Origin of the sequence: Pectobacterium carotovorum (assembly GCA_016415585.1) — a bacterium.
Lineage (GTDB): Bacteria > Pseudomonadota > Gammaproteobacteria > Enterobacterales > Enterobacteriaceae > Pectobacterium > Pectobacterium carotovorum_K.
The window spans coordinates 3,304,918-3,331,717 of record CP066552.1; the positions used below are offsets into that span (position 1 = coordinate 3,304,918).

General features: G+C 53.2%; 22 protein-coding genes and 1 CRISPR repeat array. Of the genes, 14 read left to right on the plus strand and 8 right to left on the minus strand.

What is annotated here, in order from left to right; all coding sequences use genetic code 11:
• Window positions 1–15: 15 nt before the first annotated feature.
• The 3 genes from JFY74_14735 (at window position 16) to JFY74_14745 (ending at window position 3,340) form a co-directional block, all read left to right on the plus strand.
• Complete coding sequence (locus JFY74_14735; protein QQG27347.1) at window positions 16–1,086, plus strand: sugar phosphate isomerase/epimerase; 1,071 nt, start codon at window positions 16–18, stop codon at window positions 1,084–1,086.
• Complete coding sequence (locus JFY74_14740) at window positions 1,083–2,234, plus strand: Gfo/Idh/MocA family oxidoreductase (protein QQG27348.1); 1,152 nt, start codon at window positions 1,083–1,085, stop codon at window positions 2,232–2,234. The genes JFY74_14735 and JFY74_14740 overlap by 4 nt, the downstream gene beginning before the upstream one ends.
• A 125-nt stretch (window positions 2,235–2,359) precedes the next feature.
• A complete protein-coding gene (locus JFY74_14745) occupies window positions 2,360–3,340 on the plus strand; it encodes a LacI family DNA-binding transcriptional regulator (protein ID QQG27349.1) in 981 nt (326 codons plus the stop codon).
• 72 nt (window positions 3,341–3,412) lie between these two features.
• Here the strand turns inward: JFY74_14745 and JFY74_14750 are convergent, their stop codons facing one another.
• The 5 genes from JFY74_14750 to JFY74_14770 form a co-directional block, all read right to left on the minus strand.
• Entirely contained in the window at window positions 3,413–4,276 is an 864-nt protein-coding gene (locus JFY74_14750; protein ID QQG27350.1) for a sugar phosphate isomerase/epimerase, read from the minus strand.
• Window positions 4,277–4,513: 237 nt separating this feature from the next.
• A complete protein-coding gene (modC, locus tag JFY74_14755) occupies window positions 4,514–5,572 on the minus strand; it encodes a molybdenum ABC transporter ATP-binding protein ModC (protein QQG27351.1) in 1,059 nt (352 codons plus the stop codon).
• A complete protein-coding gene (gene modB, locus JFY74_14760; protein QQG27352.1) occupies window positions 5,572–6,261 on the minus strand; it encodes a molybdate ABC transporter permease subunit in 690 nt (229 codons plus the stop codon). The genes modC and modB overlap by 1 nt, the downstream gene beginning before the upstream one ends.
• Window positions 6,261–7,031, minus strand: coding sequence for a molybdate ABC transporter substrate-binding protein (modA, locus tag JFY74_14765; protein ID QQG27353.1), 771 nt, complete (start codon window positions 7,029–7,031; stop codon window positions 6,261–6,263). The genes modB and modA overlap by 1 nt, the downstream gene beginning before the upstream one ends.
• A gap of 270 nt (window positions 7,032–7,301) precedes the next feature.
• A complete protein-coding gene (locus tag JFY74_14770; GenBank protein ID QQG27354.1) occupies window positions 7,302–7,457 on the minus strand; it encodes an AcrZ family multidrug efflux pump-associated protein in 156 nt (51 codons plus the stop codon).
• Between the two features lie 320 nt (window positions 7,458–7,777).
• On the opposite strand from JFY74_14770, the gene modE reads away from it, so the two are divergent.
• The 10 genes from modE to gpmA all read left to right on the plus strand — a co-directional run bounded on the left by modE (window position 7,778) and on the right by gpmA (window position 20,726).
• Complete coding sequence (modE, locus tag JFY74_14775) at window positions 7,778–8,569, plus strand: molybdenum-dependent transcriptional regulator (protein ID QQG27355.1); 792 nt, start codon at window positions 7,778–7,780, stop codon at window positions 8,567–8,569.
• 40 nt (window positions 8,570–8,609) lie between these two features.
• Complete coding sequence (modF, locus tag JFY74_14780; protein ID QQG27356.1) at window positions 8,610–10,085, plus strand: molybdate ABC transporter ATP-binding protein ModF; 1,476 nt, start codon at window positions 8,610–8,612, stop codon at window positions 10,083–10,085.
• Between the two features lie 198 nt (window positions 10,086–10,283).
• Complete coding sequence (galE, locus tag JFY74_14785) at window positions 10,284–11,303, plus strand: UDP-glucose 4-epimerase GalE (GenBank protein QQG27357.1); 1,020 nt, start codon at window positions 10,284–10,286, stop codon at window positions 11,301–11,303.
• A 368-nt stretch (window positions 11,304–11,671) separates the two neighbouring features.
• Window positions 11,672–12,718 carry a galactose-1-epimerase gene (gene galM / locus JFY74_14790; protein QQG27358.1) on the plus strand — a complete coding sequence of 349 codons (1,047 nt, stop codon included), beginning with the start codon at window positions 11,672–11,674 and terminating at the stop codon, window positions 12,716–12,718.
• 138 nt (window positions 12,719–12,856) lie between these two features.
• Window positions 12,857–13,309 (plus strand): hypothetical protein, encoded by a 453-nt coding sequence (locus JFY74_14795; protein ID QQG27359.1) that lies wholly within the window; start codon window positions 12,857–12,859, stop codon window positions 13,307–13,309.
• A 268-nt stretch (window positions 13,310–13,577) separates the two neighbouring features.
• Complete coding sequence (locus tag JFY74_14800; GenBank protein ID QQG27360.1) at window positions 13,578–13,931, plus strand: copper-binding protein; 354 nt, start codon at window positions 13,578–13,580, stop codon at window positions 13,929–13,931.
• Between the two features lie 12 nt (window positions 13,932–13,943).
• Complete coding sequence (locus JFY74_14805; GenBank protein ID QQG27361.1) at window positions 13,944–15,203, plus strand: TolC family protein; 1,260 nt, start codon at window positions 13,944–13,946, stop codon at window positions 15,201–15,203.
• Entirely contained in the window at window positions 15,200–16,702 is a 1,503-nt protein-coding gene (locus tag JFY74_14810; protein QQG27362.1) for an efflux RND transporter periplasmic adaptor subunit, read from the plus strand. Before JFY74_14805 ends, JFY74_14810 begins: the two co-directional genes overlap by 4 nt.
• A complete protein-coding gene (locus JFY74_14815; protein ID QQG27363.1) occupies window positions 16,699–19,836 on the plus strand; it encodes an efflux RND transporter permease subunit in 3,138 nt (1,045 codons plus the stop codon). Before JFY74_14810 ends, JFY74_14815 begins: the two co-directional genes overlap by 4 nt.
• A 137-nt stretch (window positions 19,837–19,973) precedes the next feature.
• Window positions 19,974–20,726, plus strand: a complete 753-nt coding sequence (gene gpmA, locus JFY74_14820) for a 2,3-diphosphoglycerate-dependent phosphoglycerate mutase (GenBank protein QQG27364.1) — start codon at window positions 19,974–19,976, stop codon at window positions 20,724–20,726.
• Between the two features lie 308 nt (window positions 20,727–21,034).
• A CRISPR array of direct repeats spans window positions 21,035–22,162; the repeat unit is 29 nt; unit sequence CGGTTTATCCCCGCGTGTGCGGGGAACAC.
• A gap of 451 nt (window positions 22,163–22,613) precedes the next feature.
• Here the strand turns inward: gpmA and aroG are convergent.
• On the minus strand, window positions 22,614–23,669 hold the full coding sequence (gene aroG / locus JFY74_14825; protein ID QQG27365.1) for a 3-deoxy-7-phosphoheptulonate synthase AroG: 1,056 nt from the start codon (window positions 23,667–23,669) through the stop codon (window positions 22,614–22,616).
• A 296-nt stretch (window positions 23,670–23,965) separates the two neighbouring features.
• Between aroG and zitB the strand changes: the two genes are divergently transcribed.
• Window positions 23,966–24,916, plus strand: a complete 951-nt coding sequence (gene zitB, locus JFY74_14830) for a CDF family zinc transporter ZitB (GenBank protein QQG27366.1) — start codon at window positions 23,966–23,968, stop codon at window positions 24,914–24,916.
• A 7-nt stretch (window positions 24,917–24,923) separates the two neighbouring features.
• Here zitB and JFY74_14835 read toward each other — a convergent pair whose 3' ends face one another.
• A complete protein-coding gene (locus JFY74_14835; GenBank protein QQG27367.1) occupies window positions 24,924–25,649 on the minus strand; it encodes a nicotinamide riboside transporter PnuC in 726 nt (241 codons plus the stop codon).
• Between the two features lie 58 nt (window positions 25,650–25,707).
• A complete protein-coding gene (nadA, locus tag JFY74_14840) occupies window positions 25,708–26,769 on the minus strand; it encodes a quinolinate synthase NadA (protein QQG27368.1) in 1,062 nt (353 codons plus the stop codon).
• Window positions 26,770–26,800 lie beyond the last annotated feature (31 nt).

Genomic DNA, 26,800 nt, shown 5'->3' on the forward strand with positions numbered 1-26,800 from the left:
CCAAAGGAGGTAATAATGAAAACGTTAAAAGGACCGGGTATTTTTCTCGCCCAGTATATTGGCGATCAGGCTCCCTTTAACACGCTGGAAAATCTGGCGCAATGGGCAGCCGGATTAGGCTTTAAAGCGCTACAAATCCCCTGCAATCACCCGCACATTTTCGATCTGGCTACGGCCGCCGACAGCCAAACTTACTGTGATGATGTGAAAGGCCTACTGGCACAGCATGGGCTGACCATCAGCGAACTCTCAACCCATCTGGAAGGTCAGCTTGTTGCCGTCCACCCTGCGTATGACGATGCTTTTGACGATTTCGCACCACCGGCTTACCGCCGCAATCCGCAGGCTCGCCAAGAGTGGGCTATCGCGGCAATCAAGCAGGCAGCAAAAGCCTCTTCACGCTTAGGACTAAACGCCCACGCTACGTTTTCCGGTGCGCTGGCCTGGCCCTATTTTTACCCCTGGCCACCGCGTAAAGAAGTCCTGATTCAGGAGGCCTTTAAAGAGCTTGGTCGCTTGTGGACGCCGATCCTCGACTGTTTTGATGAGCACGGCGTGGATGTGTGCTACGAGCTGCATCCGGGAGAAGATTTACACGACGGCGTGACCTTTGAACGCTTCTTGGATGTCGTCAATCATCACCCGCGCGCCAACATTCTTTACGATCCTAGCCATATGCATTTGCAGCAGATGGACTACCTCGGCTTTATCGATCGCTACCATGCACGAATCAAAGCGTTCCATGTGAAAGATGCGGAATTTGTCACGTCGAGCAAAAGCGGCGTCTACGGCGGCTATCAGTCATGGGCTGAACGCGCCGGACGCTTCCGCTCACCGGGAGATGGCCAGATCGATTTTGGCGGCATCTTCAGCAAACTTGCCCAATACGATTACGACGGCTGGGCAGTGCTGGAGTGGGAATGCTGCCTGAAAGACAACAACTGCGGTGCGAAAGAAGGGGCCGCGTTCATCAACCGCCATATTATTCCTGTCGCAGGACGCGCTTTTGACGATTTCGCCGCGACCAGCGACGATCGTCCGTTAGTAAGAAAAATGTTGGGATTAAAAGAGGAGAGCGCAGAATGATTCGCGTTGGCATTATTGGTTCCGGTTTTATTGGCCCAGCACATATTGAAGCTATTCGTCGCCTTGGTTTCGTTGAGGTGGTGGCGCTGGCGGAAAATTCGCTCGATCTGGCGCAGCAAAAAGCGCGTCAGCTCAACATTCCCCATGCCTACGGCAGCGTCGCTGATTTATTGGCTCATCCCGGTATTGATGCGATCCATAACTGCACGCCGAACCATCTCCATGCGGCGATCAATAAGCAGATTATTCAGGCAGGCAAGCACGTCTTTTCAGAAAAGCCGCTGTGTATGACCAGCGAAGAAGCGCGTGAGCTGGTGGCGCTGGCGGAAGAAAAAGGCGTTGTTCACGGGGTCAGCTTTGTCTATCGCCAATTTGGCATGGTGCAGCAGGCAGCCAGCATGATTAAGCACCAGGAGATCGGCCGCGTCTTTGCCGTACACGGTGGCTATCTGCAAGACTGGATGCTGCGCGACACCGACTATAACTGGCGTGTTGAACCGGAGTACGGCGGCGTTTCCCGCGCGGTGGCTGACATCGGCTCGCACTGGTGCGACACGGTGCAGTTTATTTCCGGTCGGAAAATTGTCGAAGTCTTCGCCGATTTAGCCATCGTCCACCCGATCCGAAAATCCAATCGGAACGGTACGGCCACATTCTCATCATCCGACGCGCCGCCAGAGTACGACGACAAACCGGTCAAAACCGAAGACTACGCGACCGTTTTACTGCGCTTTGAGGATGGCAGCCGCGGATCCTTTACCGTTTCTCAGGTCAGCGCTGGCCGGAAAAATCGCCTGACGTTTGAAGTGAATGGCAGTGAACAGTCGCTGGCCTGGGATCAAGAAACCCCGCAGCAGCTGTGGATCGGCCATCGAGATAAACCGAATCAGGTGTTGTCGGACGATCCTGGACTGCTGAACCCAGAAGCCGCCGCCGCGGTCCACTTCCCCGGTGGGCATATCGAAGGCTGGCCAGATGCGTTCAAGAACATGATGGCGAACTTTTATACCTATCTGCGCGACGGCAAACAGCCGGGCGTCGATCCGTTCACCTTCGCCACCTTCTACGACGGTGCGAACGTCATGTTCATTATTGACGCCATCGTGCAAAGCCATCAGCAGCAAACGTGGGTGAAGGTCGCCAATTAAGGCATCAAACCGCTCATTCTCTCACGGTATTCATCCCGCAGGTGCGACGTCTGCGGGATGCAGCCAGAGATATTTATGGTAATCTGCTCAGCCAAGCAATAAGTAGCGTGAGTGCCTTCTGAATTATGTCGATTCAAAAAATAGCACGGATAGCTGGAGTCTCGGTCGCCACCGTTTCACGAGTGCTGAACAACATTGATACCGTGAAGCCGCAAAACCGGGAACGAGTTCTCAATGCGATAAAAAGCAGTAATTATCAGCCAAATTTGCTGGCACGACAGCTACGTACTGCACGCAGCCAGATGTTATTAGTCATGGTTTCCAACATTGCCAACCCCTTCTGTGCCGATGTCGTGAAAGGCATTGAGGCAGAAGCGGAAGAAAACGGCTATCGTATTCTGCTATGCAATTCAGGCGCCGATATTGTTCGCGCCCACTCCAGCCTGCAACTGCTGTCCGGTAAAATGGTCGATGGCGTGATCACCATGGATGCCATTTCAACGCTTTCTGCGCTTCAGGACATGATTGGTGCAGCACCTTGGGTACAGTGCGCCGAGCATGACGATACATCAGCTATTTCCTCCGTTGGAATTGATAACGCAGAGGCATCCCGCTTTGTGATTAATCACTTTATTGGCAAAGGTCGCCGCCGTATCGCCATGATTAACCACGATATGAATTATCTCTATGCCCAGCAGCGAGAGAAAGGCTACCGCGATGTTATCGCAGAAAATGCGCTTGATTACGGTAAAGTCGAATACGCCAGCACGCTGAGTTATGCAGGCGGAAAAGCCGCAATGACCGCGCTGCTTAACGATCCAGAGCGGCCAGATGCCGTCTTTGTAGTGTCCGATACATTAGCTGCGGGCGCGCTGTCTGCAATCTGTGAGGCGGGGCTAAGTGCACCGCAGGATATTGCGGTGATCGGTTTCGATGGCTCGGAGCTGGGTTACATCACCTCGCCCCAGCTCAGCACGATTCAGCAGCCATCCGCACATATCGGCAGAGAGGCCGTGAAGTTGTTATTACAACAAATCGACCAGCCGGACAGCGAAACGGAAAAGCGCCTACTGGAATGGACGTTTGTCGAACGAGCATCCAGCTAACCTGAATAGAATAAAACCAATCCTTTTTCATGTCTGACAACCTGCGGTCCGCTGACCGCAGGTTGATAGCTATTACTTACTTTTTATCTTACTCAGTTTTTCATACAGCGATTGGTAAGCTGCGGAAACAATGGCCTGTGGATCTTTCGGCAAGTCATGTTCAACAACAAACCACTGGGCACCCGCTTTGGACGCCGCAGGGAGAATCTCTTCCCACGCCAAAATACCCTCACCCGGTGGGGCAAAGTTCATTTCATCATCGCGGATGCCGATGGATGTATTGTCTTTCGCATGAATTGAGTAAATACGCCCTTTGTACTGGCGCAGGAGACGCACAGGATCCTGTCCTCCGCGAGATACCCAGGCTACATCCATTTCCAGCATCAGGTTCTCTGGCTCTGCAGCATCCATCATGATTTCCAGCGCCGTTTTACCGCGATACTTCTTCATCTCGAAATTATGGTTGTGATAAGCCAGCTTCATGCCCTGCTTATTCAATTCACGGCCAAGATCGTTCATTTCCAGGCCAAAGCGCTTCCAGCCCTCTGCGCTATCCGGGCGGTCTTCAACATTGAGCCACGGCACGATAATCATGCTGTTACCGATAGCTTTGTTAAAGGCTACAACCTCAGCCATATTGCTTTTCAGTTCGCCAAACTGGACATGCGCAGCAATGGCTTTCAACTGATACTTTCCTAATAACCCCTTCATTTCTGACGCACTAATGTCATGCGTCCCCACCAGCTCAACCGCCTTAAATCCAGCGTCTCGCGCCATGGAAAATTGCTCATCAAGCGTATTCAAGCTGCGCAGCGTATACATCTGCAAGGCTATTTTCTGGTTTTCTGCTGGACGTTCGGCAAGCGCCAAACCCGATGAAACCATCAACAATAGCGGTATAGCGAACGCACGGCGCAATAACGTCATACAAGGCATGTCCTTCTCCTATTTTTATCCCGTTGCACAGATGAAAACAAAAAGTAATCGATTACTTTTTATGATGAAAAAATAATAACGCGGGGATAATTTATCTGACTACCTTGTTCACGCGGTAGAAAAAACGAATTGAAAATCACTCTCAATACTCATTTTGTTATCTTGGTCACAGAATATCGACTGATTCACGAGATAGACCGAGCGATGTGAACAACTGTTCTATCACTCGGCCTGTGCTTACGCCGTAATCGACACGCTCTTAATCTGCGCGTAGATCGTTTGCCCGGGATGAAGCATGAGATCGTCCCGAGCCCACGGTGTGATACGGGACCACAGCGTCTGCTGGCCGACCGCAAGCTTCACTTCAACCTGTCCATCGACATTAATGCACTCTACCACGCTGGCACACAGCACATTACGGATGCTGCTTTTTTCCGGTGGCTGTAGCACCAGAGAAACATCGGCGGCATTCACACGAATGCGCAATGCGGCGTCCTGAGGGAGTTCGACTTTTCCAACCCACACCTGCTGGTTGCCTAATGCCAGCGCCGTCATCGCGTAATGCGCATGCTGAGCCAACACGCGCGTACTCAAAATAGTGCTCTGTTCGTCTTTTGGTAACCACGGGCGTAGCGCGCTGCTAGCCCACACCTCTTCCAGCAGACCCTGCGCTTTCACTTTGCCTTTATCGAGCACCACAACATGATCGGCTAACCGGACAATCTCTTCCAGACTGTGGCTGACATACAGGATCGGAATATTGACTTCTTTCGCCAGACGTTCCAAATACGGCAACAGCTCGCGCTTTCTGGGTAAATCCAGCGACGCCAGCGGTTCATCCATGAGCAGCAATTCCGGTGCGGTCAGCAAGGCACGGCCAATCGCGACACGCTGCTTCTCTCCACCGGACAGCGTCCGTGGATAGCGATTCAGCAGCGGTTCGATACCCAGTAAACTGACGATATCATCGAACTGCGATTCCATTGTCTCCGCCATACCGTAGCGTAGATTACCGCGCACGCGATAGTGCGGAAACAGGCGAGCATCCTGAAATACATAACCGATTCGCCGCTTTTCAGGCGGAAGAAAAATACGCTGCTGCGTATCCACCAGCACATGATTATTGAGCACAATCCGCCCGCCATCTGGCCGGGTCAGGCCAACAACAGCGTTGATCAGCGACGTTTTCCCTGCCCCGGATACGCCGAAAATAGCGGTAATACCGTTCGCAGGCAGTTCAGACTGAACGCAAAGTTCGAGGCTACCCAGCTGTTGATGAAAATCGAGTTGCAGCATTATCCCCCCAACCGTTTGCGGCTCCAGTTTGTTAGCCATTCCGATGCTAACAGCGCAGCCAGCGACAAGACGATGGCAATGATACATAGCCTTGCTGCATCAGCCTCCGCGCCGGGCGTTTCAATCAGGGTATACATCGCCAGTGGAATGGTTCGGGTTTCGCCGGGGATATTGGAAACAAACGTAATGGTCGCGCCAAACTCGCCAAGCGAACGGGCAAACGCCAATACGGTTCCAACAACAATCCCAGGAAAAGAGAGAGGTAATGTGATGGTGAAAAACACGCGCCAGGGCGAGGCACCCAATGTCCGAGCAGCCTGTTCCAGATGCTTATCGACAGCATCAAGCGAAAGACGGATCGCCCGAACCATCAGCGGAAACGCGACAATCGCCGACGCTAGTGCAGCACCGCGCCAGCTAAAACTAAAGCTGAAACCGAACCAGTCATAGAGCCAGGAACCGATTACGCCGCGTCTTCCCATCGCCACCAGCAGCAAATAGCCAATGACCACTGGCGGTAACACCAGTGGTAAATGGATAATGCTATCCAGCAGTGATTTGCCGGGGAACCGACAGCGCACCAAAATCCACGCCATCAGTATCCCAAACGGCAAGCTGCATGCCACAGCCACAACGGAAACTTTGAGGCTCAGCTCAACCGCCTGCCATTCGTAATCACTCAGCATCATTAACGCGGCGCGAAGCCGTAACGTTTAAATACTGCTGCTGCTTCCGGCGTTTTCAGGTAGTCATAAAAACCGGTAACCGCCGCGTTTTTATGCTCTTTTACTATCGACATCGGGTATTCGACAGGCTTGTGGCTCGTCGCTGGGAATGTACCGATAACCTTAACTTTGTCGCTGGCAACCGCATCAGAACCGTAAACGATGCCCAGCGGAGCTTCTTCACGTTCCACCAGCGCCATCGCTGCACGTACGTTGTTGGCGCGCGCCATCAGTGGGGAAAGCTCATCCCAGGCTTTCAGATTCTGCAACGCTTCTTTGGCATAGATCCCAGCAGGCACGTGATCTGGGTCGCCAACGGCCAGACGTCCGTCTTTCAGCAGGCTTTTCCAGTTGGTTTTATCGTCAATTTTAATGTCTTTCTGCGCACTCGCCTTCGGTGCAATCACCACCAGCTCATTGCCCAGCAGCGTGTGACGCGTCGCGGTATCCATCAGGTTTTTATCCTGCGCGTAGTCCATCCACTGTTGGTCAGCGGAGATGAACAGATCGGCAGGTGCACCTTGCTCAATCTGGCGAGCCAACGTTGAGGATGAGGCATAAGACGCGACGACAGCGACGTTTTTCTCTTTCTGATATTGCGTAGCGATTTCCTGCAACGCATTGGTCAGTGATGCCGCGGCGAACACCGTGACTTTATCTTCTGCTACAGCGGGCAACGCCATTCCTGCACTGAGGGTTAGTGCGGCAAACCATTTTAACCATTGCTGCTTCATTCTTGTCTCCTGACAATTATCGTTGTGTAAATAATGATATAACGAATGATGAAGCAGTGTCATGCGCTTTAAAGAGGTATATTACCCGTCATACTTCAAGTTGCATGTGCGTTGGCTACGTTCACTCACCCGAATCACTTACCTGAGTAAGCTCATCGGGATTCCTTCTCTTGCCGCCTGCCTGAAACTCGAATTATTTAGGGTAGATATGGGGGTAGAAAAGAAATGTCCGGCCAGAAGCCGGACATCAAAATAGGAAAGGATCGTGAATCAGTGCTGATTCTTTGCGCGCTGACCGTCGGCATGACCGATGCGGGACAACACGTTAAACACTTCGCCCAGGCAATAAATCGAGCCCATGATAATCACCATCATCACAGGAACCATGGCAACTGCAAACAGCAGGCTCTTCAATAACTCCAACATGCTTACCTCACTTGTTGCAACGGTTACCGCTACTTTAGCCCGTCTATACCCGTCATACTTCAAGCTGCTTGTGCGTTGGCGCCCTTACTCACCCCAGTCACTTACTTGTGTAAGCTCCTGAGGATTCGCGCGGTTGCCGCCTTCACGCAACCCGAATTATCTAGGGCACACTGCGCTATTTCACTGTAAACCGAGATCGTCGTAATTGCCACGTAGTCTACCGCAGTAATAGAAAATAGTGCGTCTATTTGTGCGATTTGCCCCAGATGAAGAAAATAGCGACAATACAGAGAAGTAAACTCACCGACGGTGCCCTCACTATGCAGGCTGAAATTCTCCTCACCCTGAAACTCCAACAGCGTTTATTCGCCGACCCGCGGCGTATTGAATTGCTCAAGCAAATTCGTCATACCGGTTCAATCAGTCAGGGGGCCAAGCTGGCGGGGATTAGCTATAAAAGCGCCTGGGATGCCATCAATGAGATGAACCAGCTAGCCGAACAGATCATCGTCGAGCGCATGACCGGCGGCAAAGGCGGTGGCGGTGCTCAGCTCACCCGCTATGGTGAACGTCTTCTCCAACTGTACGATTTGCTCGCGCAGATTCAGCAAAAAGCCTTCGATGTCTTGCAGGAAGACGGCCTGCCGTTAGATAGCCTGCTGGCGGCCATCGCGCGTTTCTCGCTGCAAACCAGCGCCCGTAATCAGTTTTTTGGAACCGTGCTCGCACGCGGCGAAGAACAGGTGCAACAACATCTGGATATTTTACTCGCCGATGGTAAAACAACGATCAGAGCCCTGATTACGCAACAAAGCGCCGAGCGCCTGCAATTGCAGAAAGGGAAAGAGGTGTTGGCACTGATTAAAGCACCGTGGATCGATGTGTACGCGGCAACGTCCAACGCCCCCACAGCCGATAACGTCTTATCAGGGAAAATTCAGGCCATTCAGCACGGCGTAGAAAACAGCGAAATTCTGATTACGCTGACCGGGGGAGAAACCCTGTGTGCAATGGTGCCGAATGCCTTGCTTGAGCAGCAAAAGCTGCAACAGGGAACGGACGTGAAGGCTTGCTTCAATGCTGACCGGGTTATCATCGCCACGCTTTGTTAATGTCGCTTTAGCGCTATTGCCGTCTGACGAAGGATAGAAAATGTCATTGTTAAACATCACTCAGGGGTTATTTCGTCTCAGCGACACCCGCATGCTGCGTCTGGACGACCTGACGCTCGAACAAAACCAGTGCTGGGCCTTTGTCGGGGCCAACGGAAGTGGTAAATCTGCACTGGCGCGGTCGCTATCCGGCGAATTGCCGCTATTGCGTGGTGAACGAACCACGGGATTCCAACGCCCTGTTCGCCTGTCATTTGAACAATTACAAAAACTGGTTTCCGACGAGTGGCAGCGCAATAACACCGATCTGCTCAGTGAAGGTGAAGACGATACTGGCCGCACCACGGCAGAAGTGATTCAGGATAGCCTCAACGATCCCGCGCGTTGCCAACAGTTGGCACACCAGTTTGGCATTGCGCATTTGCTGGAGCGGCGCTTCAAGTACCTCTCTACAGGGGAAACACGTAAAGCGATGCTGTGTCAGGCGCTGATGCCCCAACCTGACCTACTGATTCTCGATGAGCCTTTTGACGGACTGGATGTAGCTTCCCGCCAGCAACTTGCCGATGAGCTGAGGAAACTGGCAGGCACTGGTTATACGCTGGTGCTTATTCTGAACCGCTTTGACGACATTCCTGATTTTATCAACCATGTCGGTGTGCTGGCAGACTGTACGCTGACCCGCGTCGGCGAGCGTGAAACGATCCTCTCTGAAGCGCTTGTGGCCCAGCTCGCATTTAGCGAAAAACTGTCGGGAAGTTCGCTGCCAGAGCCGGAAGATCCGCAGCGATATATGACGCTTCCCGCTGACGAGGTACGCATTAGGCTGCGTAACGGCGTGGTGCAGTACAATGATCGCCCTATTCTGCACGAGCTGACGTGGGAAGTATTACCCGGTCAGCATTGGCAGATTATCGGGCCAAATGGCGCGGGGAAATCGACGCTACTCAGTCTGATTACAGGCGACCATCCGCAAGGCTACAGTAACGACCTCACGCTGTTTGGCCGTAAACGCGGCAGCGGTGAAACCATTTGGGACATCAAGCGCCACATCGGTTATGTCAGCAGCAGCTTCCATCTGGATTACCGCGTCAGCACCAGCGTGCGCAACGTTATCCTGTCAGGATTCTTTGATTCTATTGGGATTTATCAAGCTGTCTCTGACCGTCAGCGCCACCTGACCGAACAGTGGCTCACTCTGCTTGGGCTCAATGGCGCTATCGCCGATACGCCGTTTCAGTCGCTCTCTTGGGGCCAGCAGCGTCTGACGCTGATTGCCCGCGCATTAGTCAAACACCCCGCCCTACTCATTCTCGATGAACCGCTACAGGGGCTTGATCCGCTCAATCGCCAACTGGTGCGTCGCTGGCTGGATATCTTGATTGGCGAGGGCGAAACGCAGCTACTCTTTGTCTCTCACCATGCGGAGGACGCGCCCGAGTGCATCACGCATCGACTCACTTTCGTCCCGCAAAATGATATCTATGGCTACCAAATTGACGCGTTATGTAAATAACGCCTGAAAACAGGGATGATAACGCTACCACAAAATAAAATGTAGGGTAGAAAGCCGGGCTCATTTACACTGTAATCTACGCTTCACTAAGTTTATTCGTAAAAAAATCATCGATAACAGAGGCGGATTCTCGCTGTAGATCACCTTTTTCAGCATCCAGCCATGTTATTTTGCAGTATTGCGATAATAGAGGTCATTATGAACGTTCTTGTTACAGGTGGTAGCGGTTACATAGGAAGCCATACTTGCGTACAATTACTCGCTGCCGGGCATACACCCGTTATTCTCGATAACTTGTGCAATAGCAAGGCTAGCGTCGTTAAAACCATTACGCGCTTAACCGATAAGGCACCCGTTTTTTATCAAGGCGATATCCGCGACAGCGCGCTACTGGACGATATTTTCGCTACGCATTCAATCGATTCCGTCATCCACTTTGCCGGCTTAAAAGCCGTGGGCGAATCAGTGCGTGAGCCGCTGAGCTACTATGACAATAACGTCTACGGTACGCTCGTACTGGTAGAGGCGATGAAGAAAGCCGGCGTGAAAAACCTGATTTTTAGCTCCTCTGCCACTGTCTATGGCGATCAACCACGCACGCCCTATCAGGAAAGTTTCCCCACAGGTCACCCTGCCAGCCCCTATGGCCGCAGCAAACTGATGGTCGAACAAATCCTACAAGATTTACAGCATGCTGAACCGGAATGGAGTATTACGCTGTTACGGTATTTCAACCCAGTGGGTGCCCATCCATCGGGTGAAATGGGCGAAGATCCGCAAGGTGTGCCTAATAACCTGATGCCTTATATCGCCCAGGTTGCGGTAGGCCGTCGCGACTCACTGGCGATCTTCGGTAATGACTACCCTACCGCCGATGGCACTGGCGTACGAGATTACATCCACGTCGTCGATCTGGCTGACGGTCACATCGCCGCCATGAACACCCTGCAAAATCGTGCTGGAGTGCATATTTACAATCTGGGCGCGGGCGTAGGCTACAGTGTATTACAGGTCGTTGAAGCCTTTAGTCAGACTTGTGGTAAACCACTGTCTTACCATTTTTCCCCACGTCGTCAGGGCGATCTGCCTGCTTATTGGGCAGATACTGAACGTGCAGCAAACGATCTTAACTGGAAAGTCACACGCTCACTGCAAGAAATGGCGCAGGACACCTGGCGCTGGCAATCCAACCACCCCAATGGGTACGACGAAGAATGACGGCGCTTTTTTACGCCAAGTGACAGATTAAGGGAAGATAAACAGAACTGATTCAGACCGTTGACAAACCCATTTACGGAACGAAAACGGTAATAATGGGATAGAAGAGTAAAGCGTCCGCGCCAAGGACAAAAGCGTCAGGAACGTTTTTGAACGTCGCTTGCGACGGCCCTCAAAGAGTGAATCTCAGGAATGAGATTCATATCTGCGCGGCTTGAGCTTACAGGGATGTACTTGCAGCGTCTTTACGATCTACCCATTATCACCGCTCGGCGTACTTTGTCAGCAAACGCCTTTCTGCTTAATTTCCCAACATTGCAGACATCGGCCAACCCTCTCTATCTTCTCGGCCTCTACAGGAGCAAGTCATGTTGAATGAAAGTCTTAGCACGCTGGCACCAGATGGTCAGCAGTTTCAGTTAACGACCTTGCAGAATCAGGCAGGTATGCGCGTGTGCCTGATGGACTGGGGTGCAACCTGGCTTTCCTGTGAACTGCCTTTGCCGGAGGGGGAAGTTCGTGAAGTGCTACTGGGTTGTGCCTCACCCGTCCAGTATCCGCAGCAAAGTGCTTATCTCGGCGCGTCGATTGGTCGCTATGCCAACCGCATAGCCCAAGCCACGTTCAGTCGAGAAACCGAAACCTTTCATCTGGTTCCAAACCAGAACGAGCACCAGTTACATGGCGGTCCAGAAGGCTTTCATGCCCGCCGCTGGCGGATTGTCAGTCAGGACGCAACACAGGTAACTTACCAACTGCATTCACCGGATGGCGATCAGGGGTATCCAGGGCACCTCAACGTACAGGTGACCTACGCGCTGACCGAACATAATTCGCTGGAAATCTCGTATCAGGCGACCGTAGAGAAAGCCTGCCCCGTTTGTCTGACCAACCACGCGTATTTCAACCTTGATGGCGATTTGACTGACGTACGTAAGCACCAATTGCAGCTGTTTGCCGACTATTATTTACCGGTCAATAGCGCAGGCATTCCCAACGCCGATCTAACACCAGTAAACGCGACCGGAATGGATTTCCGTCAGCCAAAAACGTTGGAAGAAGATTTCCTGCGCGACAGCGATCAAATGGCCGTTGGTGGCTACGATCACGCTTATTTATTGCATCGCACCTGCGGTTCCAGCGAAAGTCCTGCTGCCAATTTGTGGTCATCCGATGGCCGCGTGCTGATGAGCGTTTTCACCAGCGCCCCCGCCTTACAGCTCTACAGCGGCAACTTTCTGGCCGGAACACCCTCGCGTGACGGCGGTCAGTATGAAAACTATGCCGGTGTCGCACTGGAAAGCGAATTCCTGCCGGACAGCCCAAATCACCCAGACTGGCCGCAGCCCGACTGCTGGCTGAAACCGGGGAAAGTCTATCGCTCGGATACCACATACCAGTTCCTCACCCAGTAACCGAACAGCAAAAGATAATTAACCCATTGATAACATTGGCAGATAGCTATCTGCCAATTTACAAAACTATGCTATTCCCTGCTTGCCGCGTTCCAACTCAGACGCTTACACTGCCATGACGTCCAAAAAGGAAACGCCATGTCCGCATCATCACGGTCTCCATTATTCATTCATCATCTGCGCCATAAAGGCAGATGGGGATGGCTATTGGCGCTGTGCTGGCTTTTCCTAAATGCACAACTGGCTATCGCAGGTCATCAATGCGACATGACACTCAGCCAGACCTCCCCCGCTATCCAGCATCAGGCACATCTGCAACAGGCTGACGTTCAGCCGTTATCATCTCACGCTCAGCATACGGCTACAGCGTCTTACGCTGCCGACCAGCAAACGCCGCTGTGCGAAAAACACTGCGTGCCGGATAGTGTGAAGCAGGATAATGGCTCGCTGGCATTACTAGCGCTGCCAGTGAGCGGTGAGCTGGTCTTAGCGGATAACCCTGTCCACCTCACCCCAGCCTCTGATGTCTGGCTCTCCCCCCCAGCGGTCGGCCCTCCGGCTGAAATCCGTTTCTGCCGATTTAGAGAATAACCCAAGCGATTGATAACCCCTGCGCCAGCGGGCGCAACGTCTTGTTTATCAATTATTTTTACACTCCAAATAATTCGAGTTTCAGGACAAAACGTTAGCGTTTTGAACAACGCAAGGCGTTGACCCGTAGGGCGAGGCTCATTTATGCACCTCGTAACGCGGCAAGAGAAGGAATCCCGATGAGCTTACATTGGTAAGTGATTCGGGTGACTGAACGCGGCCAACGCACATGCAACTTGAAGTATTACGAGTATATTGGGATTATTTTATGCGTATTACTTATATGGCGCTGATTAGCAGCCTGATTTTTTCTGTTTCTTCCTTCACCTTCCCCGTGTGGGCCAACGACCACCAGCATCATGCAATGATGCCGACCACTCCCCCAGCGGCCACGACAGCCGTTTATCAGACTACTGGGGTTGTTAAGCAGTGGAACGCCAACAGCGTCACGCTCTCCCACGCGCCGATTGCCGCCCTAAAATGGCCCGCCATGACGATGGCCTTCACGCTGCCATCCAGCGGCGAAATAACGCCATTGCCTGTCAACACGCAAGTCACGTTCAGCTTTATCCAGAACGAGAGCGGCTACATCCTGACCGCGATTACGCCACAACAGCCTTAACCGGAGCACAACATGAATTTATCCAAACACGACGCCGCGTGCGCGTGTCTGGCGATGTTGCTGTGGCTGCCTGCCGCTGTCTTTGCGGCAGATCTGAGTCTTGAACAGGCTTTACAGGCGGCGGAACGTTACTCCGCCGACCTGTCAGCCAATCAACACCAGATTAACGCGCTTCAGAACATGGCCGACTCTGCCACACAGCTTCCCGACCCTAAGTTGAAATTTGGCGTCGAAAATCTGCCATTAGGCGGTAACAACGGTAGCCGACTCACGCGAGAAGGGATGACGATGCAGCGTATCGGCATCATGCAGACCTACGTCAGCAGCAGTAAGCGTGATAGCAAAGCGCAGGCCATTCGGGTTGAAGCTGATGCATTGCAAAGTAATAGCGAGAGCATTCGTGCTCGTCTGCAACGGGAAACGGCACAGGCATGGCTGGATCTGGCACTCTCACGAAAAGCATTGAGCGAGGTAACCGCGCTGGTCACAGAAAGTCAGCGGCAGATCGCGTCGCAAAAAGCAAGTGTGGCGGCAGGTAGTGAAGCCAGTAGCGTGCTGGATGCCCGCCTGACGTTGGCAACCATGCAAGACAGGCAGTCTGATGCAGAACGGGACACGCGCATCGCACATGCCCGGCTGGTACAGCTTACCGGCATCGCAGATATCAATGTAAACGGCGATCTTCCCCGCTTTGAACGGCTGCCTGCCTCACGGGAGGTGCTGAGCAACACCATTCATCAGCATCCAGAAATGCAACTGGCGCAGCGTGAGGCCGAACTGGCTCAAGCTCGCTCCGCACAATCAGCCGTTGCCGCCATCCCCAATGTTGATGTTGAAGTCTATTACGCGAAACGTGGAGATGATTACGACGACATGGCGGGCATGATGGTGACAGTCGATCTGCCGCTCTTCACATCCAAACGTCAGGATAAGGACTACGCCGCAGACGTCTCGCGCAGCATGGAAGCTCGCGACAGAGTGTTGCTCACCGAACGAGAGCATCAGGCGCAACTCAATACGCTGATTGCTCAATATCAAGCCGCACAGTCTCGCTGGCAGCGCCAGAACAACGAGGTTCTCCCTCTCCAACAGCAGCGCATCAAACTGATTCAGGCTCAGTATCAATCCGGCAGCAGTAATCTTTCCGCCGTACTGGATGCCCGTCGGGCGTTACTCGAAAGCCGGATTGCCGTTCAGGATACCGCTCGGGAGATGGCGCAATATTGGGCTGCCATCCGTTATCTGACACCACAAGGAAGCCCTACGCGATGAGCAAAACAGTCACGAACAAATCATTGATGGTTAGCCTGATGACACTGGCTATTCTCAGCGCAGGTGGCGTGGGCTATCTGGTTGGCAAACAGCAAACGCCGCACTCGCCTTCTATCGCAGAGCCAGAACGTGCCGTTCTCTATTGGTATGACCCGATGGTGCCGGATAAACGTTTCGACAAACCGGGGAAATCGCCCTTTATGGATATGGAATTGGTGCCCCGCTACGCCGATGACGTGCAGGAGGACGACGGAGTCATCGTCAGCGCTCGTCAGCAACAAAATCTCGGCGTTCGCACCACCCGCGCGGAAATGCGCGAACTGACTGACCGCACCACAGGTTATGGCACCGTCGCCCTCAACGAACGCGGTTTACACACGCTGGTCGCGCCTAGCGGCGGCATTGTCGAGAAACTCACGGTCAATGCGCTGCAACAACAGGTGAAGAAAGGCGAAACGCTAGCCACATTATGGAACCCGACCTGGGCGGCGGCACAGCGCGAATATCTGGCGGTACGGCAGTTGGGCGACGACATGCTGACTCAATCAGCCCGCCAACGGCTGGCGCTGTTATTTATGCCGGAAGCGATTATTCGGCAGGTCGAGCGGAGCGGCAAACCACAGGACAGGATCGCGATTACCGCACCAGAAAACGGCTACGTGAATAAGCTTGAGGTGCGGCAAGGCATGCAGTTAAGCCCTGCTCAGCCGTTATTCGAGCTTGCCAGTCTGAACCCGGTTTGGGTCGATGTCGATTATCCCGAAGCGCAGGCGGCGCAGCTAACGATTGGCAGCGACATCAGCGCAACCAGCCGTGCCTGGCCGGACAAAACCTTCCACGGCAAAGTCAGCGAACTGCTACCCATACTGGACAGTACCACACGCACGCTAAAAGCCCGTGTCGTGCTGGATAACCCGCAACAGCAGCTTAAACCCGGCATGTACCTGACCGTGCAGCTTTCTCACGCTCAGGCACAGCCGCGCCTGGCGATCCCGCAGGAGGCGCTATTGGTCAGCGGTAGCCAAAACCGGGTCTTGCTGAGTGATGGCAACGGCCATTTCACCCCACGCAACGTCACTGCTGGTGCAACCTTGGGAGATTGGGTCGAAATCATCGATGGACTGAAAGCAGGCGACAACGTAGTCACTTCAGGCCAGTTCCTGATTGATTCCGAAGCCAGCCTGCGCAGCGCCTTACCGCAGTTTGATGCGGAGACATCGGAAAACCCAGCAACGCCGACTGCCCCCGCGGGCTATCGCACTCAGGGAGTCATCAGAGCGATAAACGGCAATCAGGCCACCATCGAACACGAAGCGGTTCCGGCACTCAACTGGTCGCCAATGACGATGGACTTCACGCTGCCATCGTCAGGGCTGCCACAGGGAGCCGGGATCGGTAGCACCGTCAGTTTCCAGTTCAGCATGGACGACAGTGGGATTCACGTCCTGCATTTTTTACCCGCTGACGATCCGCATGCTGGCCACGGAGGTCATCCATGATTGCCTACATCATTCGCTGGTCGCTCAAAAACCGTCTTCTGGTTTTACTGGCCGCGCTGTTCATGGCGGCGTGGGGCCTGCTGTCTCTACAAAAAACGCCGCTGGATGCTCTGCCCGATTTATCAGATGTACAGGTCATCATTCGCGTCAGCTATCCGGGGAAAGCGCCGCAGGTGGTGGAAAATCAGGTGACCTACCCGCTGACGACCACCATGCTTTCCGTGCCGGGTGCCAAAACGGTACGGGGCTTTTCCATGTTCGGCGATGCCTACGTTTATGTGCTGTTTGAAGATGGAACTGATCCTTACTGGGCACGCTCCCGCGTGCTGGAATATCTCAGTCAGGTGCAATCCAGCCTGCCTGCCGATGCGAAAACCTCGCTCGGCCCAGATGCCACCGGCGTCGGCTGGATCTACGAATACGCACTGGTCGATCGCAGCGGCAAATACAGTCTGGCCGATCTGCGTGGCTTTCAGGACTGGTTGCTGAAATATGAACTGAAAACCGTTCCCGATGTAGCAGAAGTCGCCAGCGTGGGCGGTATGGTCAAACAATATCAGATCGTCGTCGACCCAGAACGCATGCGAACGCAGGGCATCACCCATCAGCAGATCGTCAGCGCTGTTCAAGCAGCCAATCAGGAAAACGGCGGTTCCGTGCTGGAGTTGGGCGAAGCGGAGTACATGGTGCGCACCACCGGTTACCTGAAAACCGCGCAAGATTTCAACCAGGTGGTAATGACTACCCGCAACGGTATTCCTGTGCTGTTGCAGGATGTGGCGACGCTCAGAGAAGGGCCGGAGATGCGTCGCGGCATCGCAGAACTGAATGGCGAAGGCGAAGTGGCGGGCGGCATCATCGTCCTGCGCTATGGCAAGAATGCGCTGAATACGCTGCATGCCGTAAAAGCGCGGTTACAGGAAATACAAAAAAGCCTGCCAGCGGGTGTAGAAATCGTCCCAACCTACGACCGCTCACAGCTGATTGAACACGCCATCGATACGCTCAGCTTCAAGCTGCTGGAAGAGTTTGTTGTCGTCGCGATCATCTGCGCCCTGTTTCTGTTCCACTTCCGCTCAGCGCTGGTAGCGATCATCAGCCTGCCGTTGGGGATTCTGGGGGCGTTTATCATCATGCGCTATCAGGGCGTGAACGCGAATATTATGTCGCTGGGCGGTATCGCGATTGCCATTGGCGCGATGGTGGATGCTGCGATTGTGATGATAGAAAACATGCATAAAGTCATTGAACAGTGGCGGCATGAAAACCCTGGGAAGCAGCCGCAGAATAACGAGTGGTGGCTGCTAGCAGAACGGGCTGCGGTGGAAGTGGGTCCCGCGCTGTTTTGCAGCTTACTGATCATTACGCTGTCGTTTGTCCCAGTGTTCTCACTGGAGGCACAGGAAGGCCGCATGTTTTCCCCGCTGGCCTTTACCAAAACCTATGCCATGGCCGTCGCCGCCGGATTAGGGATTACGCTGGTGCCGGTATTAATGGGATATTTCGTACGCGGCAAGATACCGGACGAACAGGCGAATCCGATTAACCGCTGGCTGATTGCAGCCTATCACCCGGTGTTGCAAAAGGTGTTGAGCTACCCGAAAACCACGCTGCTGATTTCCGGCCTGCTGCTGCTACTGACGCTCTTTCCGCTCAGCCGTCTTGGGAGCGAATTTATGCCACCGCTGGATGAAGGCGATCTGCTGTATATGCCTTCCACCCTGCCCGGCATCTCTGCACGGGAAGCTGGCCGACTGCTGCAACAGACAGACCGGCTGATTAAAACCGTGCCCGAAGTCGAGTCGGTCTTCGGCAAAGCGGGCCGTGCCGAAACGGCAACCGACCCAGCACCGTTAACCATGCTAGAAAGCACCATTCGGCTGAAACCGCGCGATCAGTGGCGCGAGGGCATGACCATGGACAAGCTGGTGGCCGAGTTAGATCGTACCGTCAGCCTGCCGGGTATCGCGAACGTGTGGGTTCCCCCTATCCGTAACCGTCTGGACATGCTGGCCACCGGCATCAAAAGCCCGGTGGGCATTAAGGTTAACGGCAATAATTTGGAAGACATAGAACGTACTGCTGCACAAATCGAGCAGGTGGTTAAACGGGTTCCGGGCGTGACGTCCGCACTGGCGGAACGGCTAGCGGGCGGGCGCTATATCGATATTGATATCGATCGTCAGCGCGCCGCACGCTATGGCGTGTCCGTCGAGGAGCTTCAGTCGGTGGTCGCTACGCTCATCGGCGGGCAAAACATCGGCGAAACCATTGAAGGCCGCCAGCGTTATCCCATCAACATCCGCTACCCGCGTGAATTACGCGATTCGCTACAAAAATTGCGTGACCTGCCCATCGTGACGGCCAACGGCAGCAGAGTGACGCTGGCTGAGCTGGCTGATATTCGCGTCAGCGAAGGGCCACCGATGCTGAAAAGTGAAAACAGCCGCCTGTCGGACTGGATTTATGTCGACCTACGTGGACGCGACCTAAAATCTGCCGTTGAAGACATGCAACAGGCCGTTGCCCAACAGGTCACGCTGCCGGAAGGCGTTTCACTGAGCTGGTCAGGTCAGTTTGAGTATCTGGAACGCGCCACGGAAAAAATGAAAGTCGTCGTGCCCTTTACGCTGCTGATCATTTTCGTACTGCTGTATGTCACCTTCAACCGCATCAAAGATGCGTTGCTGATTATGGCAACGTTACCTTTCGCGCTGATTGGCGGCGTCTGGCTGCTCTATCTCCTTGGCTATAATCTTTCTGTAGCGGGTGCAGTGGGCTTTATTGCACTGGCGGGCGTGTCGGCGGAATTCGGCGTCATCATGCTGCTGTACCTCAACCATGCAGTAGAGAAACACCATGTGGCAGGTCAGGCGCTATCACGCCAGCAATTGATGGATGCCATCCACGAAGGGGCAGTTATGCGCGTACGGCCAAAAATGATGACCGTGGCTACGATTATGGCAGGGCTGCTCCCCATCATGTGGGGGGGCGGCAGCGGATCCGAAATCATGCAGCGGATTGCCGCGCCGATGATAGGCGGGATGGTGAGTGCCCCCCTGCTGTCGATGCTGGTGATTCCAGCGGTCTACTTGTTATTGCACAAGGGGGATTCCGGTTTGCTGAAACGGTAAAGCCAGAGCGTGATTTTACGCAAACAACCTGCGGATAAATCACGCTTGCCATCGACTATCGATTGCCGATAACCGTTCTACACCCCTATAATGAAATCAGTTATCACAGAAATCTTAGGATAGGAAGGAGTTTAGCTATGGCTGTAACTAAGCTGGTACTGGTAAGACACGGTGAGAGCCAGTGGAACAACGAAAACCGCTTCACAGGCTGGTACGATGTCGATCTATCTGACAAAGGCCGTTCAGAAGCCAAAGCCGCAGGTCAGCTGCTGAAAGACGAAGGTTTTGCCTTTGATTTCGCGTATACCTCCGTGCTGAAACGTGCCATTCATACACTGTGGAATGTACTGGACGAGCTGGATCAAGCCTGGTTGCCAGTTGAGAAATCCTGGAAACTGAATGAGCGCCACTACGGTGCACTGCAAGGTCTGAACAAAGCCGAAACCGCTGAGAAATACGGTGACGAGCAGGTTAAACAATGGCGTCGTGGTTTTGCGATTACGCCTCCAGAGTTGACGCGTGATGACGAACGTTTCCCAGGTCACGACCCGCGTTACGCTGCTCTGAGCGACAAAGAGCTGCCGCTGACTGAAAGCCTAGCGCTGACCATCGAACGTGTTGTGCCTTACTGGAACGAAACCATCCTGCCGCGCGTCAAAAGCGGTGAGCGTGTGATCGTTGCGGCTCACGGTAACTCACTGCGTGCGCTGGTAAAATACCTGGACAACCTGGGCGAAGACGAAATTCTGGAACTGAATATCCCAACTGGCGTGCCGTTGGTTTATGAATTCGACGAGAACTTCAAGCCTATCAAACGTTACTACCTGGGCAACGCAGACGAAATCGCTGCAAAAGCTGCCGCAGTAGCGAATCAGGGTAAAGCGAAATAATTTTCCCCTGAATGAGAAAAACCCGGCCATTACTGGCGGTCTATAGTAATGGCCGGGTAAAAAACAGGCATAGCGTTATACCATCTACTCTCGACGCTAACGCGGCTTTAACGCATGACGCATCGCTCACTTACCTGTATCGAACAATACCTTTCTGAAACTGCACCGGTAAAAGACAAAATAAAACGCATCAACCACCTGCTGAGTAAATACCTTTCTACACCGTGGTGCACCCACTACTTTCAGACTATTACAGAATTCCTCGCTCACCCCGGGCGTAATACTGTTAGCTGGAGTGGGTAACCACACGGTTTATCCCCGCGTGTGCGGGGAACACCAGCGCCGGGGGTGTGAAATGGCATTAAGTAACGGTTTATCCCCGCGTGTGCGGGGAACACGTCGAGAAAGATGCGAGTGCCATCCAAGCCACCGGTTTATCCCCGCGTGTGCGGGGAACACTAGGTGTCGTATCGACAAGTATGTCGAGATCGCGGTTTATCCCCGCGTGTGCGGGGAACACGATAAATTCCACGCTGGCCGCATCGGCGGTGCCGGTTTATCCCCGCGTGTGCGGGGAACACATCACCTCCATCTGGATTTAAGCCATGCCAACCGGTTTATCCCCGCGTGTGCGGGGAACACACGGGGGCGGTTTTCGTTTGCTACTGGGACGACGGTTTATCCCCGCGTGTGCGGGGAACACGTGCCGTTCAGCCATCGTTTTTCTCCTGCATACGGTTTATCCCCGCGTGTGCGGGGAACACGCCGGAATCAGCACCGCGCATGGTCGATAGTTCGGTTTATCCCCGCGTGTGCGGGGAACACCTAATATTATCGCGCTCATGGTTTACTGTAGCCGGTTTATCCCCGCGTGTGCGGGGAACACTGGCAGGAGCAGCGCCGCAAAAACCGCGAGTTCGGTTTATCCCCGCGTGTGCGGGGAACACTGAGTAAGTCATTAACCGAGCTGAAAGAACAGCGGTTTATCCCCGCGTGTGCGGGGAACACCGTGGTGGCCGCTGTCAGTGGGCGAACAGGTGCGGTTTATCCCCGCGTGTGCGGGGAACACTCTGGCGTGAGCTGCGCAAACTGGCGAACCAGCGGTTTATCCCCGCGTGTGCGGGGAACACTAAAGAAGAAGAGTACGAAGAAATAAGTAAATTCGGTTTATCCCCGCGTGTGCGGGGAACACTGCGCACGCCACGGCAGGCGGTCAGGGCTATCCGGTTTATCCCCGCGTGTGCGGGGAACACTTTCCAGCCGCTCTATGTCTTTTTTCACACCGCGGTTTATCCCCGCGTGTGCGGGGAACACAAGAATTGCTTTCGTTATTCACTGATCGTGTGCGGTTTATCCCCGCGTGTGCGGGGAACACATGTAATCCTGTTTAATAAAGCTAATCTATCCCGGTTTATCCCCGCGTGTGCGGGGAACACTCTAAATATAGAGATTTGTTTTATAACACTTTTTTCAGTGTAAAGAATCCCACCGATTTTCCAACACCGCTATATATTTATAACCAGTTGATTATAAAGAGATAAAAAAGAGACAATGCGCTTCCCATTCTATTCTACCGAACTGCTATGATTTTCATTTAGGATTCAATAGGCTGAAAGCTAGCGTGGTGCGTGTTCTGTTAAAATGATACTTAAGACTGTATAGGCTAGGTTGATACGGTGAAAGCACGCGATGCGCTCCCCATATCTGATATTAGCGGGGAATATCCTGAGACATTCCCCGTTGAGCAGAACCTGAAAAAGTAGGGTTTTGATTTATTAGCACCGAGTTTGTAGCGGTTCTTCCTCCCTTAGAACCGTCGCAAGCGACATTGAAAAACGTTCCCTACGTTTTTTATGACGTGCCAGTTAGTTAGCACGTCACTCAGCGTTACTTGCTACGACGTTCACGTACAGCAGATGCTAACTGGCGCAACAGAGATTCTGTGTCTTCCCAGCCAACACAAGCATCGGTCACGCTACGACCATAAACCAGTGGCTCACCGCTTTCCAGATTCTGGTTGCCTTCGACCAGATGGCTTTCCACCATCACGCCCATAATCGCTTTCTCGCCCTGCGCGATCTGCCCGCAGACGTCAGTACAGACATCCATCTGCTTTTTGAACTGCTTGCTGCTGTTCGCATGGCTGAAATCGATCATGACCTGCGGTGTCAGGCCCGCTTTTTCCAGACCAATTTTCACGTCTTTCACGTGCTCAGCGCTGTAGTTCGGCGTTTTACCACCGCGCAGAATGATGTGACAATCGTTGTTACCGCTGGTGTTCACGATAGCAGAATGGCCCCATTTGGTCACAGACAGGAAGCAGTGTGGTGCGCTGGCGGCGTTGATCGCATCAATCGCGACCTTGATCGTACCATCGGTACCGTTTTTAAAACCGACAGGGCATGACAGGCCAGATGCCAATTCACGGTGTACCTGAGATTCTGTCGTACGTGCGCCGATAGCGCCCCAGCTCATCAGATCCGCCATATATTGCGGAGTGATCATATCCAGAAACTCACCCGCAGCCGGCAAACCGATGTCGTTAATTTCCAGCAGCAGTTGGCGTGCAATGCGCAGGCCGTCATTGATCTGGAAGCTATTGTCCATGTGCGGATCGTTGATCAGCCCTTTCCAGCCAATCGTGGTGCGTGGTTTTTCAAAGTAAACCCGCATAACCACTTCCAGATCGTCGCTCAGCTCGTTACGCAGCGTCAGCAGACGCGTGGCATACTCTTTTGCTGCTTTCGTGTCGTGGATCGAGCAAGGCCCAATGACCACCAGCAGGCGGTCATCATTGCCGTTAAGAATTTTATGGATGGCAGTACGCGCGAACGATACCGTTTCCGCGGCCTTCTCCGTGGCTGGAAACTTTTCTAGCAAAGCAACCGGCGGCAAAAGTTCATTAATCTCTTTAATTCTTAAATCATCATTTTGGTAATTCATAAATAAATCCATCGGTTCCGAAACGGTATGTTAGCCCCATCCAATACGCGCCATCCCGCCTATACGGGTCGCCTGAGAAACGGGATGTTTCATATTGAAGATTGATTATTATATGTCAAGCTGGTGTTGTCAGAGCGCTGAAATCAGCGGGATTTACGCGATCAAATGCTCTCAGATGCCGCATCCGTCCTATTTTCGCCAGAAAATAGCTCAACTGACAGATCGGATGAATGACAGAATAGGTTTTCTCTGTGGGTTTCAGTAAAGTGGGATAAAACCGCAACTCAGGGTGATCTATGGCACATAACCACAGCCACACAGAATCAGGCAACAGTAAACGTCTGCTGGCCGCGTTTATCATTACCGCCACGTTTATGGTGGCAGAAGTCATTGGCGGCCTGCTGTCCGGCTCACTTGCCCTGCTGGCGGATGCTGGCCATATGTTGACGGACGCCGCCGCGCTGTTTGTCGCGCTTGTTGCCGTACGTTTCGCACAGCGTAAGCCCAATGCTCGCCATACCTTTGGCTATTTGCGGCTCACTACCCTCGCCGCCTTTGTGAACGCGCTGACGCTGATGCTGATTACCGCCTTCATCTTCTGGGAAGCCATCCAGCGCTTCTATGATCCCCAGCCCGTCGCTGGCGTCCCTATGCTGCTTGTCGCCGTTGCCGGGTTGGTGGCAAATATCGTGGCATTTTGGCTGTTACACCACGGCAGCGAAGAGAAAAATATTAACGTCCGCGCAGCGGCCCTGCATGTGCTGGGCGATCTGCTCGGATCCGTTGGCGCGATTGCCGCCGCCATTATCATTCTTTATACCAACTGGACACCTATCGACCCGATTCTCTCTATTTTGGTGTCGTGTCTGGTGCTGCGCAGTGCATGGGCGCTATTGAAAGAGAGCATTCACGAGTTGCTGGAAGGTACGCCGAGCCAGCTCAGCGTTGAGGTTCTACAGAAAGATTTGACGCTGAATATTCCCGAGGTCAGGAACATTCACCATGTGCATTTATGGCAGGTGGGCGAGAAACCGATGATGACGCTGCATGCACAGGTGGTTCCGCCTCACGATCACGATGCGCTGTTAAGACGTATTCAGGAATATTTACTGAAGCATTACCAGATTGAACACGCGACGGTTCAGATGGAATATCAACGCTGTGATGATGACCACTGCGCTTTCCACCATCAGGAAAGCCATCATCATGAAAGCCATGATGCAGAAGGCCACCACCACAAGCATTAAATTTGGATTACGCGCCGTGTGAAACCGCGCTGACGCGGTTTTCCTGTGCGCTCTTAATCCACAGCCAGGAGCCGTTCAGGGCAATCAGCGTCAGGATCGCGTACTCTACCGCCATCGCATACACGCCCTGATAAGCAAAAATCACCACGCTTATCACATCAATCACCACCCACAGCAGCCAGTTCTCGACGTATTTGCGCGTCATCAGGATCATCGCCACAATCGACAGCACCATCATGGTGGAATCCCAGAATGGGAACGCATCCGGCTGAAGGTTCGGCATCTGCACAGACAACCCTAGCCCCTGCATACCGGAAACGGCAATACGCGTCAGCACAGCAAACACTGCGTCAATGTAGAACGTCATCAAGCCAATCGCGACAACGCACGCCACCGACCAGCCAATGAGTTTCTGCACCGGTAACCAGCGGATGCGCAACTCCACTTCCTGCGAATCTGTCTTGCGCGTCCAGGCATACCAGCCATAAATGTTGGCGGCAAAAAAGAATATTTGCAGCAACAGGCTGGCGTAAAGCTGAATCTGGAAAAAGATCACGGCAAATAGCGTGACGTTAATCAACCCAAACAGATAGTTGATGGTCTTTTCCTGACTCGCGAACCAGATACACAACAGGCCAAACAGCGTGCCAATCGCCTCAATCCAGGAAAGATCGTATCCCCCTTCCCCCAAAGGGATATGAATTAACATATTGCTGGTACTCAAAAAATCCATCTCATCACCCTGTCTCAATTATTGTAAGAAATTTCTATTAAGATGCCCTGGATCTCCGTCAGGCATTCCCTTTCACACGTAATTTTAGTGAAGCCGCAAAATCCAGCATGCGATTCAGCGGGATTAACGCGCCTTCTCGCAGGGCTGCATCAACATGAATCTCATGTGCGTCACCGCCTTGTTCTAGGCCGTTAGCAATCGCCTCCAGCCCGTTCATCGCCATCCACGGACAGTGGGCGCAGCTGCGGCAGGTTGCCCCTTCGCCCGCGGTGGGCGCTTCCAGCAACATTTTCTCTGGGCAGGTCTGCTGCATCTTGTAAAAAATACCGCGATCGGTCGCCACAATCAGTTCGCGCTGTGGCAGCGTTTTCGCCGCCTGAATCAGTTGGCTGGTTGACCCAACGGCGTCAGCCATCTCTACCACGCTCTGCGGCGATTCTGGATGAACCAAAATTGCCGCATCGGGGTACAGGATCTTCATGCGCTGCAGCGCCTGCGTTTTAAATTCGTCATGCACAATGCACGCGCCCTGCCAGCACAGTACATCCGCCCCTGTCTGCTTTTGTACATAGCTTCCCAGATGACGGTCCGGTGCCCAGATAATCTTTTCTCCCAGGCTATCCAGATGTTCGATCAATTCCACCGCGATGCTGGATGTCACCACCCAATCAGCACGCGCTTTCACTGCTGCGGAGGTATTGGCATACACCACCACCGTTCGGTCCGGGTACGCATCGCAAAAACGGCTGAACTCATCGACGGGACAACCGAGATCGAGCGAGCATTCTGCTTCCAGCGTAGGCATCAGAATCGTCTTTTCCGGGTTGAGTATCTTGGCGGTTTCTCCCATAAAGCGGACCCCCGCTACCAGCAGCGTTGATGCCGAATGGGTGCTGCCGAAACGCGCCATTTCCAGCGAGTCCGCCACACAGCCGCCAGTTTCTTCCGCCAGCGCCTGAATTTCAGGATCGGTATAATAGTGCGCGACCATGACAGCATTTCTCTCCCGCAGCAGCGTTTTTATCCTGCTATGGTAGTGCTGTTTTGCATCAGCCGATAAGGGTCTGGGCTTCGGCGGAAAGGGATAAATGGTCTCATTGCTATCAAAAAGGATACTCATTATAAATTTCCACGATGACAACTCGGGTTGT